This window comes from Pseudomonas sp. xss_4, from assembly GCF_043104125.1.
Lineage (GTDB): Bacteria > Pseudomonadota > Gammaproteobacteria > Pseudomonadales > Pseudomonadaceae > Aquipseudomonas > Aquipseudomonas parafulva_B.
The window spans coordinates 1-19518 of the sequence record NZ_JBICKJ010000096.1 but is presented as its reverse complement, the minus strand read 5'-3'; the positions used below and the strand labels follow the sequence as shown (position 1 = coordinate 19518).

Sequence of the window (19518 nt, the reverse complement as noted above, 5' to 3'; positions counted from 1 at the left end):
GCTCAAGCCCCCATCAATGCCTGGCCGCACACCCGCAGCACCTGGCCGTTAACGGCGCCAGAGCCAGGTTGGCTAAGCCAGGCGATGGCTTCGGCCACGTCCTGGGGCTTGCCGCCCTGGCCGAGCGAACTCAGGCGTCGCCCCGCTTCGCGCAAGCCCATGGGCATGGCGCCCGTCATATGGGTTTCAATGAAGCCAGGCGCCACTGCGTTGATGCTGATGCCTTGTTCGGCAAGCGTCGGTGCCCAGGCCTGGGCCAAGCCAATCAGCCCAGCCTTGCTGGCAGCGTAGTTGGATTGCCCCCGGTTGCCGGCGATACCACTGACCGAGGCCAACAGGGTGATGCGGGCGTCCTCGTGCAATACGCCGTTATCGAGCAGGGCCTGGGTCAGCAGCTGAGGAGCCTTGAGGTTCACCGCCAGTACGGCGTCCCAATATTCGGGGGTCATGTTCGCCAGGGTCTTGTCACGGGTGATGCCTGCGTTGTGCACCAGGATGTCGAGGCCATCGGGCAATGCCGCCAGCAACTGCTCGGCAGCGTCACCGGCGCAGATGTCCAGGACCAGCGCCTTGCCACCCAGGCGCGCAGCGAGCGCCTGCAATTGCTCGCTGGCTGGGGGCACATCGAGCAGCAGCACATCGGCACCGTCGCGGGCCAGGGTTTCTGCAATGGCGGCGCCGATGCCGCGGGCAGCCCCAGTGATCAGCGCGCGCTTGCCGCTGAGCGGCCGTGTCCAGTCCTCGACCTGAGCCTGGCAGGGCTGTAGGCGCAGCACCTGGCCCGACACGAATGCGCTCTTGGGCGACAGGAAGAAGCGCAACGCGCCTTCGAGTTGAGATTCGGCGCCGTCACCCACGTACAGCAACTGGGCAGTAGCGCCGTTGCGCAGTTCCTTGGCCAGCGAACGGCTAAACCCTTCGAGGGCACGTTGGGCGACACTGGCCATCGGGTCGGCGACGGCCTCAGGCGGGCGACCCAAGACCACGATATGGGCGCAAGGCGCCAGGTTGCGCAGTAGCGGCTGGAAGAATTCGCGCAACTGCGTGAGCGCATCGCTGTCGGACAAGTGACTGGCATCGAACACCAACGCCTTGATCTTGGGGCCCAACCCAGCGACCCAGGGTTCGCACTGGAGGCCTTGGCCGTTGAAGCCGTAAACCGCGTCGGTCAACCGCGCTGCGAGTGTTTCGACCTGGCGTGCCAAGGGGCCGCCGCCAAGGACCAACGGCCCGTCCACTGGCCGCATGCGGCCCGCTTCCCAGCGCTCCAGGGTGGCTGGACGAGGCAGGCCAAGGCTGTCGACAAGTTTGCGGCCGAGGCTGGAGTTGGCAAAACCAAGGTAGCGATCGCTCATGGTGGGTCCTCCGAAAGCAAGTCTGACAGTGTGGACCAGGATTGTGGCCAGGTCGTTCGAATGCGGCAAAAACACCTAGGCTCTACGGATCAAATTGTTTCAGGAGGAACATGCGCATGCGCTCACTTCGCCGGGTCGCTATTCTGGGCGGCAACCGAATTCCATTCGCCCGTTCCAATGGTGCGTACGCCACAGCCAGCAACCAGGACATGCTGACTGCCGCACTCGAGGGGCTCATCGAGCGTTACCGCCTGCACGGCCTGCGCCTTGGCGAGGTGGTGGCAGGCGCGGTACTCAAGCATGCCCGGGACATGAACCTGACGCGCGAGTGCGTGCTGGGTTCGCGCCTGTCGGCCTCGACCCCCGCCTATGACATTCAGCAGGCCTGTGGCACCGGGTTGGAAGCGGCATTGCTGGTGGCCAACAAGATTGCCCTCGGGCAGATCGACTGCGGCATTGCGGGCGGCGTCGACACTACGTCCGACGCACCCATCGCCGTGAGCGAAGGCCTGCGCCGGATGATGTTGCAAGCCAACCGGGGCAAGGCGCTGGGTGACCGCCTCAAGCCTTTCCTGGGCTTGCGGCCTCACCACCTCAAGCCTTCGCTGCCGCGCAACGGCGAGCCACGCACCGGGTTGTCGATGGGCGAGCATTGCGAACGCATGGCCAAAACCTGGCGCATTGGCCGGGCCGAGCAGGACGAATTGGCGCTGCGTAGCCATCAATGCCTGGCACGTGCCTACCAAGAAGGTTGGCAAGACGATTTGATGACCCCTTTTCGGTCGCTGACCCGGGACAACAACCTGCGTCCCGACTTGACGCTGGAGCAATTGGCCAAGCTCAAACCGGCCTTCGACCGCAGCGATGAGGGCACCTTGACGGCAGGCAATTCCACGCCGCTGACCGATGGGGCCTCGCTGGTGTTGCTGGGGACCCAGGAGTGGGCAGACCAACATGGCCTGCCGGTGCTCGCCTATCTGGTCGATGGCGAAACAGCCGCGGTGGATTTCGTCGATGGCCGCGAGGGCCTGCTGATGGCGCCAGTGTATGCGGTGCCGCGCTTGCTGGCCCGCAACAACCTGACGCTGCAGGATTTTGATTACTACGAGATCCATGAGGCATTCGCAGCCCAGGTGCTGTGCACCCTCAAGGCCTGGGAGGATGCCCAGTACTGCCGGGAGCGCCTTGGGCTGGATGCGCCGCTGGGGGCGATCGACCGTTCCCGGCTGAACGTTAAGGGCAGCTCACTTGGGGCAGGGCATCCATTTGCCGCCACCGGTGGGCGCATCCTGGCCAACTTGGCCAAGCTGCTGTCCACGGCGCCCCAAGGACGCGGCCTGATCTCCATCTGCGCCGCAGGTGGGCAGGGCGTTACGGTCATCGTCGAGCGGTGAGCGTCGGTGTTCATCCGGCTGGGTGACCGAAGGTGCACATGGAGCCGGATAACGCCGAGGGCATTTAGGCTGGTAGGCTTGGCCGATCATCATGATAAGAAATCGCCATGCCTGCCATCGGACATCCTCGTCCCATTCCAACGCTCGATTGCCTGCCTCGACCGCTCTATGCACGCGCCGAGCGACTGGTGGCCGGCTCGTGGACGACGTCGCATCAACATGACTGGGTGCAGTTTTCCTATGCCATCAGTGGCGTACTGGGGGTGTATACCCAGGAAGGCAGCTACTTCGCCCCGCCGCAATGGGGCGTGTGGATACCGGCGCAGGCCGAGCATGCCGTGTCCAGTTCGATGCAGGCCGAAATGCGCAGCCTCTATATACGGCGCGATGCCTGCCCGTGGGCCGCGGAGCGTTGTCGTGTACTGGAAGTGACCCCCTTGGCCCGTGAGCTGATCAAGCAGTTCTGCCTGTACCCTGCGCATTACCCCGAAGGCGATAGCGCGCAGGCGCGCCTGGTCGCCGTGCTGCTTGACCAATTGCAGGCGTTGCCGGAAGTGGCGTTTTCGTTGCCGCTGCCACAACACCCAGGCTTGCTTGCCCTGTGCAATGGCCTGATTGCTACACCGGATCAGCCGCAGACCTTGCAGCAATGGGCGTGCGAACTGGGGTGTTCGGAAAAGACCCTGATGCGGTTGTTCCAGCGCGAGACTGGGTTGAGTTTTCGCAACTGGCGCCAGCGCATGCGCTTGCTGTCGTCCTTGACCGCGCTCGAGGCGGGGCACACGGTCACTGACGCGGCGCTGGGCTGCGGGTACGACTCGACCTCCGCCTACATCGCCGCCTTCAAGCAGCTGTTCGGTGCCACGCCGGGCGAGTTGAAGCTGTAGCGGCTTACCGGGTGCGGCGCTGCGCGAGCCCGTGAACGTGCAGGCCCGATGCTCGCGAAGCTCTTGCCGTCAGGTACGGAACCTGCGCACCAGTGAGTCCAGCTCGTTGGACAGGCCGGCGAGGCTTTCGGAGTCCTGGCGGGCGGCCTGGGCCAGTTCCGCCACCAGCTGGGCATCGCCGTGGATCTGGCTGATGTGCCGGTTGATGTTCTCGGCTACCTGGTGCTGCTCTTCGGCTGCCGTGGCGATCTGCGTGTTCATGTCACGGATCACGTCCACCGACTCGCGTATTTGCCCAAAGCTGTCGCGGGCCATGCCGATACGGCTCACCGATTGCTGCGAAACTTCGAGGCTGGCGTGCATTTGCGCCGCCACCTCGGCCGTGCGCCCGGCCAGGTTGCCCAGCAGACCGTCGATTTCGGCCGTGGAGTCGGCGGTTCGCTTGGCCAGGGCACGTACTTCGTCGGCCACCACCGCGAACCCGCGCCCTTGCTCACCGGCACGGGCAGCTTCGATGGCGGCGTTGAGCGCCAGCAGGTTGGTCTGCTCGGCAATGGAGCGAATGGTGCCCAGGATCGACTGGATGGCGTTGCTGTCGCGCTCAAGCTGCTGGATCGACTGCGCCGACTGCTCGATCTCGTGGCTCAGGCGGTCGACGCTGCTGACGGCGGCATCGATCTGCTGCTGGCCTTCGCGCGCCTGCTGCTGGCCGCTGTCGGCCGACTGCGCCGCCTGGCTGCAGGAGCGCGCGACCTCGTTGGCAGTGGCGACCATTTCATGGAAGGCGGTGGACACCATGTCAACGGCCTCACGCTGGCGCCCGGCGGCCTCGGCCATGTCGCTGGACACGCGTGTCGAGCTGGTGGAGGTGTTGAGGATGTTGCCGGCTGCGGCGCTGATGTGCTGGATCAGGCTGCGAATGGCCCCCAGGAACTGGTTGAACCAGCTCGCCAGCTGGGCAGTTTCGTCACGGCCGCGGATTTCCAGGTTGCGGGTCAGGTCCCCTTCGCCCTGGGCGATGTCCTCAAGCCCATTGGTGACGCTGTTGATCGGGCGCACGATCAGTTTGGCGAACGTGGCACCCACGACGGCGAACACGGCAGCCAGTACCAGCGCGACGATCCCGATCAGCCAGGTCAGGCGGGTGGTGGTCTGCATCACCTCGCGTTGCTCGATCAGCCCGATCAACGTCCAGCCCAACTGTTCGTCCGGGTAGATATTGGCCATGTAGCGAACACCGTCCAGCTCGACCTCAGCCAGGCCCTTGCCGTGCTTGGCAAGCTCGGCGTAGCCGTCGCCGAAGCTCGCCAGTTGTTTGAAGTTGTGCGCAGTGTCCCGCGGGTCTACCAGGACATTGCCGTTGTTTTCGACCAGCAGCAGGTACCCGCTCTCGCCCAGCTTGATCTGCTTGACGATTTCGGTGAGGCCTTTGATGGAAACGTCGACGTTGACCACGCCGCCAGGGTTACCCAGCTGGTTGGCCACGGCACGTACGGTGCTGACCAGCACGGCATCGTCGGCGGCCCAGTAGTAGGCACCGGTGCGCAGGGTCTTGCCGGGGTTGGCCATGGCCAGCTGGTACCAAGGGCGCGTACGCGGGTCGTAGTTGACGAACTTCTGCCCTGCCGGCCAGCCGACGTAGCCCCCGTCGGCGACCCCGTAGGAGAGGTAGGCATAGGCAGGATGGGCATTGGCCAGGCTGGTCATGAACGCCAGAATCTTGCTCGATTGCTCGCCCAGTTCGTAGGACGGCGTGGCGCTCATGTATTTGGTCAGTTCGTTGCCAGTGGCCGCCACCAAGGGTTGCGAGGCCATGTACTCCACGTTCTGGCTGATGCCTTGGAAGAAGATGTTCATCGCGTTGCTGACCTGACGGATTTCTCGGCTGCTGCTGTCGAGGAAGCCGTCCCTGGCCTCGCCGCGTAGGTTCAGTACCACCAAGGTGGCCACCAGCACGATGGGCAGGGCGGCGATGATCGCAAAGGCCCAGGTCAGTTTCTGTTTGATGCTCATCGGCGCTCCCGAATTATTGTTGTCGACACATGAGGCAGGTACCTAATGCATCGGCAGCAACCGAATTTTATGTAGGAAAACGCCCGTAAATATTGGGCGAAGTCGCTATTGATGCCTATTCGGTCGCGTTTGGACGGGTATGCCCTATGAGCTTGGTTGCGGGGCTGCCGGGAATGCTCAGCGGCAGCAGCGCCCCGGCGCTTCGTTGGCCAGTTCCTTGAGAATCGGACAGTCCGGGCGGTCATCGCCGTGGCAACTGGAAACCAGCTCGATCAGGGTATCGCGCAGGCCAACCAGTTCCTCGATGCGCCTGTTCAACGCATCGATATGCTGGCTGGCCAGTGCCTTGACATCGGCGCTGGCTCGCTGCCGGTCCTGCCACAAGGTGAGCAACTTGCCGACTTCCTCAAGGGAAAACCCCAGGTCGCGCGAGCGTTTGATGAAGGCCAAAGCATGCAGGTCCGCAGGCTGATAGATCCGATAACCGCTGTCGCTGCGCAAGGCAGGCTTGAGCAGGCCGATGGATTCGTAATAGCGGATCATCTTGGTGCTGAGCCCGGTACGGGCTGCCGCTTGGCCGATGTTCATGGTGCCTCCTGATCCAGGGCGGGCTTCCAGGCCTTGAGCAACAGCGCATTGCTGACCACGCTGACGCTGGAGAGCGCCATGGCCGCGCCGGCCATGACCGGGTTGAGGTAACCGAAGGCAGCCAGCGGGATGCCGACGAGGTTGTAGATGAACGCCCAGAACAGGTTCTGGCGAATCTTCGCGTAGGTTCTACGGCTGATTTCAAGGGCTGCTGGCACCAGCCGCGGATCACCGCGCATCAGGGTGATGCCAGCGGCCTGCATGGCCACATCCGTGCCACCGCCCATGGCGATGCCGATGTCTGCAGCCGCCAACGCCGGTGCGTCGTTGACGCCATCGCCGACCATGGCAACGGCACCGCCTTGCTTGAGGGCCTCCACGGTGGCGGCCTTGTCCGCTGGCAGCACCTCGGCGTAGACATCGGTAATGTCGAGGGCGGCCGCCACGGCCATGGCGCTGCCCCGGTTGTCGCCAGTGAGCAAGTAGCTGCTGATGTGCTGATTGCGCAGGGTCTGGACCGCCTGATCGGCCCCGGGCTTGAGGCTGTCGCCGAACGCGATCAGGCCAAGCACGCTGGGTGAGGCCCCGCTCTGGACGAGCCAGGACAAGGTGCGCCCCTGTGCTTCCCAGGCGTCAGCCGATGCGGCCAGTTCACCGGGCGCCAGGCCAAGGTCTTGCAGCAGGCGGCGATTGCCCAGTGCCAAGTCACGCCCATCGACACGTCCGGCAATGCCGCGGCCGGTCAGGGACTGGCTCTCGGTCACCTCGGGCACACGCAGGCCACGGTCGGCGCAGGCGTCCAGCACGGCTTTGGCCAGCGGGTGTTCACTGCCGCGCTGAAGCGCGCCGGCCAATCGGTAAAGGTTGTCCGTGTCGCCGTCCAGCGCTTGGCTATGCACCACTTTCGGGCTGCCGGAGGTGAGCGTACCTGTTTTATCGAATACGACGCGGTTGACGGCCTGCGCGCGTTCGAGTGCTTCTGCATCCTTGATGAGGATGCCATGGCGTGCGGCAACGCCTGTGCCCGCCATGATCGCGGCCGGCGTTGCCAGCCCTAGCGCGCATGGGCAGGCGATGACCAGAACGGCCACTGCATTGATCACGGCGGTTTCAAACGGCGCACCGGCCAGCCACCATCCCAACAAGGTCATCGCGGCGAGTATCAGTACCGCCGGCACGAAGACCTGGCTGACTCGGTCGACCAGTTTCTGAATGGGAGCCTTGGCAGCCTGGGCGTCTTCGACCAGGCGGATGATGCGAGCCAGGACGGTCTCTGTGCCAAGCGCTTGCGTGCGGACCAGCAACCGACCCTCGCCGTTGATCGCACCCCCGGTGACGCTGTCTCCGGGTTGCTTGGTGACTGGCAGGCTTTCGCCGCTGATCAGGGCTTCATCGGCATGGCTGTGGCCGTCTTCGACGATACCGTCGACCGGAAAACGCTCACCAGGCTTGACCATGACCAGGTCACCCACGCGCAGGTGGGCGATGGCGACCTCCTGCTCCACGCCATCGATGACCCTCAGCGCACGTTCGGGACGCAGCGCTTCCAGGGCGCGTATGGCACTGGCGGTCTGGCGCTTGACACGGCTTTCCAGGTACTTGCCCAGCATGACCAGGGCGATGACCACTGCACTGGCTTCGAAGTAGAGGTGGGGTGTGCTACCCGATGGCGCGTTGGCCCATTGATAAAGACTCAAGCCGTAACCGGCACTGGTACCGAGGGCAACCAGCAGGTCCATGTTGCCGCTGCGCGCACGCACGGCTTTCCAGGCCGCCACATAGAAGCGGGCGCCCAGGATGAACTGCACCGGCGTTGCCAGCAGAAACTGCGCCCAGGCCGGCAGCATCCAGTGCAGGCCCAACGGTTGTACCAGCATGGGCAACACCAGGGGAAAAGCCAGCAGCAGCGCCGCGGCGACTGCAAGGCGTTCCCGGCGCAAGCGGCGTTGGGTCGTCGCCTGTTCACTTTCGGATGCGTGCGGCAGGCTGGCGTGGTAACCGGCTTGCCCTATCGCATCGATCAGCGCCGCATCCTGAACGCCATCGAGGACATTCAGGTGGGCACGTTCGTTGGCCAGATTGACGCTGACCTTGAGAACCCCCTGCACCTTGGCCAGCGCACGCTCGACCCGGCCGACGCAGCTGGCGCAGGTCATGCCGGCGATCTGCAATTCCACCGTATGGCTGGGCACCGCGTAACCGGCTGCGTGTACAGCGTTGACCAGTGCATCCAGGCTATCGGCCGGCGCCTGCACACGGGCCTGCTCGTTGGCAAGGTTGACGGTGACGTGTTCTGCGCCGGTGACCTTGCGCAAGGCGCGTTCCACTCGGCCAGCGCAGCTGGCGCAGGTCATGCCGGAGACGGGCAGGTGATAAGTGACGGGCGTGGACATGATTTCCTCCTTGGGCACGCTGCCAGCATCAACCTTGCCATGCGGGGAAGGTCAATAGTCCAACGGCGTTCGCTTGAGCTCCATCCCATACTGGCCCATCGCGATGCGGTACTTGTTGATCTGCCCGGCTTGCAGGTTCAACCGGGTGCTACGTTGATCTTCAAGGCCCGGGGCGCAACCGGGTGTCTGCCCAGGCAGCAGGCGCAGACGCACATCGACAGGGCCCGCAGGCAGGTTGAACGACGTGGACTGTTCCTGGAACAGGCGCCCCGACAGTTGATCGTTCAGGTAGACACCGATCTCGCAACTGGTGGCCACTTCAAGCCGTTCGCGGGAAATGATCAGCACGCTGTAGGCCGAGTTGTCCTCGGCGATGGCCGGCGGCACCGCCGCGAGCGCACCCAGCAGCCCGATGAAGCCCATTGCTGTCCTGAACATGAACACTCTCCTGCTTGCCTGTTTCAAAGTCGCAGCTTGGCCGAGGTGGACGCGAATTGCCACCTCCAGACACGCACGCTTGACCTTGCCCCCATGGCAAGCTTGAAACTCGCTGAAAACCCAGAGGAGGTATTCCCATGCACGTATTCTCGGTAGAAGGCATGACCTGTGGCCATTGCGTGAAGGCGGTTACCCAAGCCGTCCAAGCCCTAGATGGCGCTGCCAAGGTCGATGTCGACTTGGCAAAGAAGCAGGTCCGCGTCGACAGCAGTGCTAACCCGGCGCAGATACGGGCGGCCATCCAGGAAGAGGGTTACCAGGCCGAGATTGCATAAGCGCTCGAGCCAGGTAACGCGATTGTTGGATTGTTTTGCGCAGGACGGGGTCCACAGCAGGTAGAATGTGCAACTTTGTTAGCTTGCTATGGATTCCCGATGAACCTGCGAATGGTCCTTATCCTGGGCGCACTCAGTGCGTTCGGGCCTTTGGCGATCGACTTCTATCTGCCTGCCTTTCCGGCGATAGCCCAGGCGTTCGCCACTGATGAAAAACACGTCCAGACTACCCTGGCCGCCTACTTTCTCGGGCTGTCCATCGGGCAGTTGCTCTATGGCCCGGTGGCTGACCGTTCCGGTCGGCGCAAGCCATTGCTGTTCGGCGTGGCGCTTTTTACCCTGGCATCGCTGGCCTGCGCCTATGCGCCCAACCTAGACACCCTGATCCTGGCGCGCTTTGTCCAGGCACTGGGCGGCTGCGCGGGTATGGTGCTGTCGCGGGCGATCGTCAGCGACAAGTGCGACCCGGTGGCTTCGGCCAAAGTGTTCTCCCAGCTGGTGCTTGTCATGGGTTTGGCGCCGATCCTTGCGCCTATGCTGGGCGGCGTGTTGGTCAACCATGTTGGGTGGCAGTTCATATTCCTGTCCCTGAGCCTGTTCAGTGCCGGCTGCCTGCTCGCCGTCAGCCTTGGGCTGCCTGAAAGCATGCCTGATCATATTCCCCGGCAGCCATTGTCAGGCGCTTTGCGTCAGTACCTGCGCCTGCTCGCCGACCGCGTGTTCCTGGGGCACGCCTTGACGGGCGGTATCGCCATTGCCGGCATGTTCGCCTACATCGCAGGCTCGCCGTTCGTGTTCATCAAGTTGTACGGGGTACCTGCCGAGCATTACGGCTGGTTCTTCGGTGCCAATGCTGCGGGGTTCATCCTGATGGCTCAGGTGAACGCCCGCCTGCTGGCCAAACGCGGGCCCGCTTGGCTGCTGAGCCGTGCGGTATGGGTGTACCTGATAGCAGGCCTGACATTGCTGAGCATGGCGGCGTTCAAGCCCGCAGCGCTCTGGCCGCTATTGGTACCGCTGTTCGTGTGCATCGCGAGCCTGGGGTTCATTCTGCCCAATGCCTCTGCTTGTGCCATGAGCGGGCAAGGCGCTCGGGCGGGCAGCGCTTCTGCCTTGATGGGCTGCGTGCAGTTCAGTGTTGCCGCAGGGGCCGCGGCGTTGGTGGGTGTACTGCACGATGGCAGCGCGGTGCCCATGGCGTTGGTGATGAGCCTGTGCGGGGCGCTGGTGGTAACGGTTGCGCTGTTGACGCGGCGCCTGCAATCGAGGCGCTCGGTGTGAGGCATGAAGAACCTTCGATAATATCTGCGCTATTTGGTGAAGACGGCTGTGGGCATCTTCCGAATTCGCAATAAGCGATATGCCTTGACTCATCCCATGCTGAGCCATTTTTTCTGTCAAACCGCCGAGATACAGGCTGCTTTGCGAACATGCCGCTGAAGAAGCCTCCTGCAAAGGGTAGCCCTACCCAGTGGCATTTTTGCGACAACGAGGCCTGGCAGTGGCGCCAGGGTGGCTCCAGGTGCGGCTTATACTGACGAGCCAGGCCAGCGCGAGCGAGGGCGTTCGTGGGCCAGGGTCGGCCATCGCATCTACACAGTGAATTTGCAGGGAGTCACAGGGACATGAACGCAGCCAGCAGCATCAGCCAGATCGCCAGCCTGATGGCCGACCCCAAGCGCAGTGCCATGTTATGGGCCTTGATCGATGGCACACCCCGCCTGGCCAATGAGTTGGCCATCATGACCGGGCTAAGCGCCTCATCGGCTTGTGCACACCTTTCGCTGCTTTCTTCAGCGGGTCTGCTTCGGCATGAGGCCCGGGGGCGCAAACGTTATTTCCGCCTGGCAACGCCTCAGGTGGGCGCCGCTGTGGAGGCCCTTGCCAGCGTGCAGCTCGAACAGGCAAGAAATCGTCATGCCCACACGCCGCGCCCTACATTGCCCATGTCCGTGCGACGCGCCAGACGGTGCGGCGATCACTTGGGCGGTGAGCTTGCGGCCGAACTCTACCACCGCCTGGTAGTGGCCGGATGGCTGGATGGTTGTGGGCGGCAGTTGGTGGTCAGCGATGAGGGGCGGGCGCAACTGGCTAGCCTTGGCGTATACATCGATGCGTTGGCACCACATCAGCCCAGAGCATGCACGATGTGCCGCTGCACCGAGTGGCATGACATGGAGCCGCACCTGGGGGGCGTTCTGGGCCAGGCGCTGTTCCGCCTGTTCCTGCAATCGGGATGGATACGCGAGGCCGAGGATACCCGGGCGCTGCACATATCACCGCTGGGTATCCAGCAGATCAATCGCATCGCCCGGGTCGAGACGCTGCAGGTGGGCTGAGTGCGTCAGACCAGGCGCGCATCCAGGCTGTTCTGGGCAAGCCGGCGAGCCTGGTCTTGGGTCATTCCCAGGTGAGTGTGCAGGGCATGGAAGTTTTCCGTCACGTAGCCCCCGAAATAGGCTGGGTCGTCTGAGTTGACGGTGACTTTTACGCCTTTTTCCAACATGTCGAGAATGTTGTGTTGGCTCATGTGGTCGAACACGCACAGCTTGGTGTTGGACAATGGGCACACGGTCAAGGGAATCTGCTCGTCGATGATGCGCTGCATCAGGCGCTCGTCTTCGATGGCGCGCACGCCGTGATCGATACGTTTGATCTGGAGCAGGTCCAGCGCTTGCCAGATGTACTCAGGCGGGCCTTCCTCGCCGGCATGCGCAACGGCCACAAAGCCTTCGCTGCGTGCCCTGTCGAACACACGTTGGAACTTGCTGGGTGGGTGGCCCATTTCGGAACTGTCCAGCCCAACGGCAATGAACGCATCGCGAAACGGCAGGGCCTGGTCCAACGTATTTTGGGCTTCGTCTTCGCTCAGGTGGCGAAGGAAGCTCAGGATCAGGCCGCTGCTGATGCCCAACTGGTCACGGCCATCCTTGAGTGCCTGGTTGATGCCATTGAGCACCACTTCAAAAGGAATGCCGCGGTCGGTGTGTGTCTGTGGATCGAAGAAGGGCTCGGTGTGAATCACATTCTGCGCTTTGCAACGCTGTAGGTAAGCCCATGTGAGGTCGTAGAAGTCCTGTTCGGTGCGCAGAACGTCGGCGCCCTGGTAGTACAGGTCGAGAAACTCCTGCAGGTTGTTGAAGGCGTACGCACCGCGCAACGTCTCGACATCAGCCCAGGGCAGAGCAATCTTGTTGCGCTCGGCCAGGGCGAACAGCAGCTCGGGTTCCAGGGAGCCTTCAAGGTGCAGGTGCAGTTCGGCCTTGGGCAGGGCGTTCAACCAGTCATACATATAAGGTGATCTCAATCAGGTACGGTTGCCGCCATTCTACAGGGCCAGGCCTGGCCGTGCGCCCCAATGGCGGCAACCTGCCCAATCACCAGACCAAGGGTTCGCCCTTGTAGTTGATGAAGCGAAGGCCCGCCGTTCCACTTTGGGCCTTGATCTGCTCAAGCATGCCACGGGTGCTGGTCAGCACGTCGATCTCCGCGTTTTCTCCGCCCATGTCGGTTTTTACCCATCCTGGATGCATGGCCAATACGCACAGGTCATGGCGCGGCTGGGCCACCACAAAACTGTTGATCATGGAGTTCAGGGCAGCCTTGCTGGCCTTGTACAAGCAGATCTCCCCGCCATCAGGCACTGCGACACTGCCCAGAATGGAACTCATGAAGGCGAGTACACCGGTCTGTTCGCGTACATGTTCAACCAGACGGCGTGCGACACGAATCGGTGCAACGACATTGGTCATGAACAGATCACCAATTTCTTGGTGCGTAACGTTTTCCACATCCTGTGGGAGAGGGCCCATGACACCTGCGTTGATGAATACCAGGTCGAATAACTGCCCGGTCAGGCGCTCAGCCAGGGTGTCGAGTTGGGCTGGGTCATTCATTTCCAGCTGTTCGATACGCACGCCCGGAACATCAGCAAGAGCGCCTGGTTTTTGCGGATTGCGTACTGTGGCAGTGACCTTCCACCCGTCTTCGTACAGGCGGTTGACCAGGCCCAATCCCAGGCCGCGGGAGGCCCCGATGATCAGAGCGGTTTTTGAATCGGCCATGAGCGTGCTCCATAGGGTTGTTAGAGCCTGTGAGCATAATTCATAGGACGCCTGGGTGTGCCCGGCCATTTGTGACGTTGCACTGCGTCGCCCTGCTGCTTGAAAAATGAGCAACCCTCGGCGCGGCCTTGTGCAACAGGTGCCCTGTCGTTTCACTCACGGGTTATCCACAGGCTGCTCCACAATTAATGTGTGCAAACCGCAGTCATCTGGCCGCATGACCGCCTGCGCATGGGGATAACTTAGGCTGGCTTAACTGAAACTGCCGATTTCGTAACCTTGGTCAAAATTTGATCAAATCTATGGAGGGGGCATGCTCATTGGGCTCTAGGCGTATGCCCCAAGCTTATCCACAGCCAGGCCCACAGTTGCTGTGGGCAACACTCAGCAACTTGCCAGCAGGATTCGGCCGCGGCTCAGGTCTGCCAATTGTTGTTGCAGAGGCAGCCTGTGGACATCTTCGAAGGCAATCTTCAGGTCTACACCGTTGGCGGTGAAGTGCTCTTCAAGCACCAGACCCTGGACGTCGGCGACCCGCAGTTTCACCAGCGCCAATTCGCTGAATGCACAACTGCAAGTGAACTCGCTGCGTTGTACCAGCAGGCGCTTGGGGGCCTGTTGCAGGCATTTGTTGGCGCCGCCGCCGTATGCCCTGGCCAATCCGCCGGTACCAAGCTGAATGCCACCGTACCAGCGGATGACCAGCACCACCACCTGATCGCAGTCCTGTGCCTCGATGGCTGACAGAATCGGGCGGCCGGCCGTGCCGCCAGGTTCGCCGTCGTCGCTGCTGCGGTATTGGGGCCCGATTTTCCATGCCCAGCAATTGTGGGTGGCGTCGGGGTCGCTGTGACGCTCGATGAAGCTCATGGCATCGCTGGCACTGGCGATGGGCCCGGCCAGGGTAATGAAGCGGCTTTTGCGAATGTCCTCGCGGAATTCGCAGAGGTCGAGCAGGGTAGAAGGCATAAATGTCGGTCAGGCAACTGGCGCGATGCCGCATCCTTTGAGAATGATGTGGATAAGGTTGGTGCTGGCATCTTCCATATCTTGCTTGGTCAACCGGCTGCGACCGGTCACCTGGCAGATCTGGGTGGCGAAATCGGCGTAGTGCTGGGTGCTGCCCCACAGCAGGAAGATCAGGTGGACCGGGTCGACAGGGTCCATCTTGCCTGCATCCATCCAAGCTTGGAACACTGCCGCCCGGCCCCGGAACCACTCGCGGTAGTCAGCGCTGAAGTACTCGGTCAGGCAGGAGCCGCCGCTGATCACTTCCATGGCGAAGATTCGCGACGCCTGCGGGTTGCGCCTGGAGAACTCCATCTTCGTGCGAATGTACCGGCTAAGCGCCTCGCCCGGGTCGTCCTCGACGCTCAAGGCGTTGAAGGTGCTGTCCCATAGCTCGATGATGTTGCTGAGTACGGCAATGTACAGGCCCAGCTTGTTGGTGAAGTAATAATGCAGGTTGGCTTTGGGCAGCCCCGCCTTGAGGGCGATGGTGTTCATGCTGGTGCCCTTGAAGCCATGACGGGCGAACTCGTCTTCGGCGGCCTTGATGATGGCCTGTTCATTTTTCTGTCGGATACGGCCTGCGGGTTTGCCGGAGGCGGATAGGCGGTGCGCAGGGACTTCTAATGTCATGAACGATTCCGTGCAGGGGGATGGCTGCGTCTGTAGGACAAGATTACCTTCCCACGGCAAAGTAACAAGCATTGGCGGCAGAGAGTGGCATCAACGTGTCGCAGCCAGACTTTCCAGAAAACTCTCAAGCACCAGGTTGGGCCGTCTGCCTTTTCGCGTCACCCAGCTCAAGCTCAGGTCATAGAAGCGTTGCTGGGGCTTGAGCGCTCGTAGTCGTCCTTGCTGGACCCAGAGCGCAGCGTAGTGATCAGGCAGGTAACCCATGTAGCGCCCTGTCAGGATCAGGAACGCCATGCCTTCGCGATCCGACGCGCTGGCCGTGCAGTTGAGCACCTGGTAGTGCGCCTGGATTTCGGCAGGCAAGCGGAAGGTCGGGGCAATGGCCTCCTGGCGATTGAGGCGTTCATCGTCGAGCAGATCGTCATCGGCGTAGAACAGCGGATGACCGACGGCGCAGTACAGCAGCGAGCGTTCGCTATACAGCGGTTGATATTCCAGCCCCGACAACGGGCTGGTCTGGGGGACGACGCCCACATGCAGACTGCCATCGAGAACACCGTGCTCCACCTGGCTGGGTGCGATCATGCGGATCTGGATACGCACGTCCGGACCCCGGTCCTTGAGTTCAGCCAGCGCATGGGTAATGCGCATATGAGGCAAGGTGACGAGGTTGTCGGTCAGGCCTATGTTCAACTCGCCGCGCAAATGCTGGTGCAGGCCGTTGACTTCGGTGCGGAAGGTTTCCAGCGCGCTGAGCAGTTGCAGCGCCGAGTGATAGACCTCCCGGCCTTCCTCGGTCAGCGAGAACCCTGCACGCCCGCGCTGGCACAAGCGCAAGCCCAGACGCTGTTCAAGATCGTTCATCTGCTGACTGATAGCCGATCGCCCGATACCCAGCACGTTTTCTGCGGCAGAAAACCCGCCACATTCCACCACGCTGCGGTAGATTTTCAACAGGCGAATATCGAAGTCGCTGACTTGTGCAAGCGGATCGGGGCGTCGGCTCATCAGTTTAGTCGTGGCCTGTGTAAAGGTTAGAAATGCAGGCTTTTTCAGACTTTATCGCCGTGCCAAGTTAGCTGCAACAACATCCATCGTTGCCTAATCGTCTTCCGAGGAACCGCCGATGAACATGCTCCAAACCGCGCCTGCCGGTATCGCCAGCCAGCTCAAGCTGGATGCGCACTGGATGCCCTATACCGCCAACCGCAATTTCCAGCGCGATCCTCGGCTGATCGTGGCGGCCGATGGCAATCATCTGGTGGACGACAAGGGGCGCAGGATCTTCGATGCCCTGTCCGGGTTGTGGACATGTGGCGCGGGCCATACCCGCAAGGAAATCACCGAGGCGGTGTCGCGCCAGATCGGCACCCTTGACTACTCGCCGGGGTTTCAGTTCGGGCACCCGCTGTCCTTCCAGCTGGCTGAAAAGATTGCCGAACTGACGCCGGGTGACCTGAACCATGTGTTCTACACCAACTCAGGCTCCGAATGTGCCGATACGGCCTTGAAGATGGTGCGCGCCTACTGGCGCCTGAAAGGCCAGGCCACCAAGACCAAGATCATTGGCCGCGCCCGTGGCTACCACGGGGTTAACATCGCCGGTACCAGCCTGGGCGGCGTCAACGGCAACCGCAAGATGTTCGGGCAGTTGCTGGACGTCGATCATCTGCCGCACACCGTATTGCCGGTCAACGCGTTCACCAAGGGCCTGCCGGAGGAAGGCGGCATTGCGCTGGCTGACGAGATGCTCAAGCTGATCGAGCTGCACGATGCATCCAATATTGCAGCGGTGATCGTCGAGCCGCTGGCAGGTTCGGCCGGCGTGCTGCCGCCGCCCAAGGGTTACCTCAAGCGTCTACGTGAAATCTGCACCCAGCACAATATCCTGCTGATCTTCGACGAAGTGATCACCGGCTTCGGCCGCATGGGCGCGATGACCGGCGCCGAGGCCTTTGGCGTTACGCCTGACCTGATGTGCATCGCCAAGCAGGTGACCAACGGGGCGATCCCCATGGGGGCGGTGGTTGCCAGCAGCGAGATCTACCACACGTTCATGAACCAGCCGACGCCGGACTATGCCGTGGAATTCCCCCATGGCTATACCTACTCTGCACACCCGGTCGCCTGTGCGGCAGGGCTTGCTGCGCTGGATCTGCTGCAGAAGGAAAACCTCGTACAGTCCGCTGCAGACCTGGCGCCGCATTTTGAGAACCTGCTGCACGGCGTCAAAGGCACCAAGAACATCGTCGATATCCGCAACTTTGGCCTGGCAGGCGCCATCCAGATCGCCGCCCGGGACGGAGACGCCATCGTGCGCCCTTATGAAGCGGCGATGAAACTGTGGAAAGCGGGCTTCTATGTGCGATTCGGCGGCGACACCTTGCAGTTCGGCCCAACCTTCAACACCAAACCTGAAGAGCTGGACCGTCTGTTCGATGCCGTGGGCGAGACGCTGAACCTGATCGACTGATTTCCTGCGTTCAAGGCAGGCGCCTGTCGCACACACGCCTGCCACGCCTTTTTCTATCTGGAGTGTTACATGAGCATTGTTCAGCACCTGATCAACGGTGACTTGGTTACCAAGGGCGAGCGCACCGCCGATGTGTTCAACCCCTCCACTGGCCAGGCCATTCGCAAGGTCGAACTGGCCAGTCGTGCGACCGTGCAGCAAGCCATCGATGCTGCCAAGGTCGCGTTCCCGGCCTGGCGCAATACCCCGCCGGCCAAGCGCGCCCAAGTCATGTTCCGTTTCAAGCAACTGCTCGAGCAGAACGAAGCGCGAATCGCACAAATGATTAGCGAGGAGCATGGCAAGACCCTGGAAGACGCTGCCGGGGAGTTGAAGCGTGGTATCGAGAACGTCGAGTTCGCCTGCGCTGCACCTGAATTGCTCAAGGGCGAGTACAGCCGAAACGTGGGCCCCAACATCGACGCCTGGTCCGACTTTCAACCGCTGGGGGTAGTAGCGGGGATCACGCCATTCAACTTCCCGGCGATGGTGCCACTGTGGATGTATCCACTGGCAATCGCGTGCGGCAACGCATTCATCCTCAAGCCGTCGGAGCGTGACCCCAGCTCGACGCTGTTCATCGCCCAGCTGTTGCTGGAAGCGGGCTTGCCCAAAGGCATCCTCAATGTGGTGCACGGTGACAAGGAAGCGGTGGATGCCCTGATCGAGGCGCCGGAGGTCAAGGCGTTGAGCTTCGTGGGTTCTACGCCAATTGCCGAGTACATCTACGCTGAGGGTACCAAGCGTGGCAAGCGCGTCCAGGCACTGGGCGGCGCGAAGAACCATGCAGTGCTGATGCCCGATGCCGACCTGGACAATGCCGTCAGTGCGCTGATGGGGGCTGCCTATGGTTCGTGCGGTGAGCGCTGCATGGCCATTTCGGTCGCGGTGTGCGTGGGTGACCAGGTGGCCGATGCGCTCATTGCCAAGCTTGAGCCGCAAATCAAGGCACTGAAGATCGGTGCGGGCACGTCGTGCGGCCTGGACATGGGGCCGCTGGTCACGGCGGCGGCTCGCGACAAGGTGGTTGGCTACATCAATGAAGGCGTAGCGGCGGGCGCCAGGCTCGTGGTGGACGGGCGCGGCTTGAGCGTGTCGGGTAATGAAGAGGGCTATTTCGTCGGCGGCACCTTGTTCGACAGGGTGACCCCGCAGATGCGCATCTACAAGGAAGAGATCTTCGGGCCGGTGTTGTGTGTAGTACGGGTCGACAGCCTTGAGCAGGCCATGCAACTGATCAATGATCACGAGTACGGCAACGGTACCTGCATTTTTACCCGTGACGGTGAAGCGGCGCGGTTGTTCTGCGATGAAATCGAGGTAGGCATGGTAGGGGTGAACGTTCCGCTGCCGGTCCCTGTGGCCTATCACAGCTTCGGCGGTTGGAAGCGTTCGCTGTTTGGTGATCTGCATGCCTACGGGCCAGACGGCGTGAGGTTCTACACACGGCGCAAGGCCATTACTCAACGCTGGCCGCAGCGGGCCAGCCATGAAGCATCGCAGTTCGCATTCCCTAGTTTGTAAGCGTGCTGTTGGGGAGCAAGGAGGCCATGTGGCCTCCTTCTTCTATATAAGGTAGTGCTTCATCCATCAGCGGCGCCTTCCCAGCCCACGGCCAGAATATTTCAAATACATGAAATTAAAGGTTGACGCGGTTTCGAATCCCCTTATAATGCGCCCCACTTCCAGCGACATCGGAACGCGAAACTCCTTGAGATTCAATGGGTTAGCTAGTTCGGGTGGTGCTGTAAGGGCTACGATCGAACAGATCGGCAGCGGTTGAGAAGAAGGTTGACAGCGTGTTGAAACGCTGTAGAATTCGCCTCCCGCTACGAGAGATCGAAGCGAGTCAAGTGTTTGAAGTTGAACGAGTTTCTCGAAACAAACTTCAAAATAAA

The 19518-nt window shown here is 61.9% G+C and carries 18 protein-coding genes and 1 pseudogene; 7 read left to right on the top strand and 12 right to left on the bottom strand.

What is annotated here, in order from left to right:
* Positions 1-2: 2 nt before the first annotated feature.
* Positions 3-1355: a 3-oxoacyl-ACP reductase gene (locus tag ACF8GB_RS21690; protein ID WP_326383792.1), complete on the bottom strand. Its 1353-nt coding sequence runs from the start codon at positions 1353-1355 to the stop codon at positions 3-5.
* A gap of 116 nt (positions 1356-1471) precedes the next feature.
* Between ACF8GB_RS21690 and ACF8GB_RS21685 the strand changes: the two genes are divergently transcribed.
* Both ACF8GB_RS21685 and ACF8GB_RS21680 read left to right on the top strand, forming a co-directional pair.
* Positions 1472-2749, top strand: coding sequence for an acetyl-CoA C-acetyltransferase (locus tag ACF8GB_RS21685; RefSeq protein ID WP_058638402.1), 1278 nt, complete (start codon positions 1472-1474; stop codon positions 2747-2749).
* 107 nt (positions 2750-2856) lie between these two features.
* A complete protein-coding gene (locus ACF8GB_RS21680) occupies positions 2857-3636 on the top strand; it encodes a helix-turn-helix transcriptional regulator (RefSeq protein ID WP_058638398.1) in 780 nt (259 codons plus the stop codon).
* Positions 3637-3705: 69 nt separating this feature from the next.
* Here ACF8GB_RS21680 and ACF8GB_RS21675 read toward each other — a convergent pair whose 3' ends face one another.
* The 5 genes and pseudogenes from ACF8GB_RS21675 to ACF8GB_RS21655 form a co-directional block, all read right to left on the bottom strand.
* Entirely contained in the window at positions 3706-4434 is a 729-nt protein-coding gene (locus ACF8GB_RS21675; RefSeq protein ID WP_392527643.1) for a methyl-accepting chemotaxis protein, read from the bottom strand.
* A 129-nt stretch (positions 4435-4563) separates the two neighbouring features.
* A pseudogene (locus ACF8GB_RS21670) lies at positions 4564-5451 on the bottom strand (sensor histidine kinase); the annotation flags it as partial.
* Positions 5452-5826: 375 nt separating this feature from the next.
* Positions 5827-6237, bottom strand: a complete 411-nt coding sequence (cueR, locus tag ACF8GB_RS21665; protein ID WP_196121721.1) for a Cu(I)-responsive transcriptional regulator — start codon at positions 6235-6237, stop codon at positions 5827-5829.
* Complete coding sequence (locus ACF8GB_RS21660) at positions 6234-8630, bottom strand: heavy metal translocating P-type ATPase (protein ID WP_392527627.1); 2397 nt, start codon at positions 8628-8630, stop codon at positions 6234-6236. The genes cueR and ACF8GB_RS21660 overlap by 4 nt, the downstream gene beginning before the upstream one ends.
* 51 nt (positions 8631-8681) lie before the next feature.
* Positions 8682-9068, bottom strand: a complete 387-nt coding sequence (locus ACF8GB_RS21655; protein WP_058638394.1) for a hypothetical protein — start codon at positions 9066-9068, stop codon at positions 8682-8684.
* Between the two features lie 137 nt (positions 9069-9205).
* On the opposite strand from ACF8GB_RS21655, the gene ACF8GB_RS21650 reads away from it, so the two are divergent.
* The 3 genes from ACF8GB_RS21650 to ACF8GB_RS21640 all read left to right on the top strand — a co-directional run bounded on the left by ACF8GB_RS21650 (position 9206) and on the right by ACF8GB_RS21640 (position 11742).
* Positions 9206-9403 (top strand): heavy-metal-associated domain-containing protein, encoded by a 198-nt coding sequence (locus tag ACF8GB_RS21650; RefSeq protein ID WP_058638393.1) that lies wholly within the window; start codon positions 9206-9208, stop codon positions 9401-9403.
* A 99-nt stretch (positions 9404-9502) separates the two neighbouring features.
* Complete coding sequence (locus ACF8GB_RS21645) at positions 9503-10684, top strand: multidrug effflux MFS transporter (RefSeq protein WP_392527626.1); 1182 nt, start codon at positions 9503-9505, stop codon at positions 10682-10684.
* A gap of 344 nt (positions 10685-11028) precedes the next feature.
* Positions 11029-11742, top strand: a complete 714-nt coding sequence (locus ACF8GB_RS21640; RefSeq protein WP_058605269.1) for a helix-turn-helix transcriptional regulator — start codon at positions 11029-11031, stop codon at positions 11740-11742.
* 5 nt (positions 11743-11747) lie between these two features.
* On the opposite strand, the gene ACF8GB_RS21635 is transcribed toward ACF8GB_RS21640, so the two are convergent.
* From ACF8GB_RS21635 to ACF8GB_RS21615, 5 genes are all read right to left on the bottom strand, one after another.
* Positions 11748-12695, bottom strand: coding sequence for an adenosine deaminase (locus ACF8GB_RS21635; RefSeq protein WP_058638390.1), 948 nt, complete (start codon positions 12693-12695; stop codon positions 11748-11750).
* Positions 12696-12780: 85 nt separating this feature from the next.
* Positions 12781-13467: an SDR family oxidoreductase gene (locus ACF8GB_RS21630; protein WP_392475758.1), complete on the bottom strand. Its 687-nt coding sequence runs from the start codon at positions 13465-13467 to the stop codon at positions 12781-12783.
* 384 nt (positions 13468-13851) lie between these two features.
* A complete protein-coding gene (locus tag ACF8GB_RS21625) occupies positions 13852-14436 on the bottom strand; it encodes a YigZ family protein (RefSeq protein WP_145256332.1) in 585 nt (194 codons plus the stop codon).
* Positions 14437-14445: 9 nt separating this feature from the next.
* The gene (locus tag ACF8GB_RS21620) at positions 14446-15108 is read right to left on the bottom strand and encodes a TetR/AcrR family transcriptional regulator (RefSeq protein ID WP_023535181.1); all 663 of its coding nucleotides are present in this window, start codon (positions 15106-15108) and stop codon (positions 14446-14448) included.
* Between the two features lie 90 nt (positions 15109-15198).
* A complete protein-coding gene (locus tag ACF8GB_RS21615) occupies positions 15199-16119 on the bottom strand; it encodes a LysR family transcriptional regulator (RefSeq protein WP_178091277.1) in 921 nt (306 codons plus the stop codon).
* 115 nt (positions 16120-16234) lie between these two features.
* Here ACF8GB_RS21615 and ACF8GB_RS21610 point away from each other — a divergent pair, with 115 nt between their 5' ends.
* Positions 16235-17581 (top strand): aspartate aminotransferase family protein, encoded by a 1347-nt coding sequence (locus ACF8GB_RS21610; protein ID WP_058638387.1) that lies wholly within the window; start codon positions 16235-16237, stop codon positions 17579-17581.
* A 69-nt stretch (positions 17582-17650) separates the two neighbouring features.
* Entirely contained in the window at positions 17651-19144 is a 1494-nt protein-coding gene (locus ACF8GB_RS21605; RefSeq protein ID WP_392527625.1) for a CoA-acylating methylmalonate-semialdehyde dehydrogenase, read from the top strand.
* 66 nt (positions 19145-19210) lie between these two features.
* Here the strand turns inward: ACF8GB_RS21605 and ACF8GB_RS21600 are convergent.
* Positions 19211-19518 (bottom strand): hypothetical protein (locus tag ACF8GB_RS21600; RefSeq protein WP_392527624.1); only part of this gene is annotated, 308 nt, incomplete at its 5' end.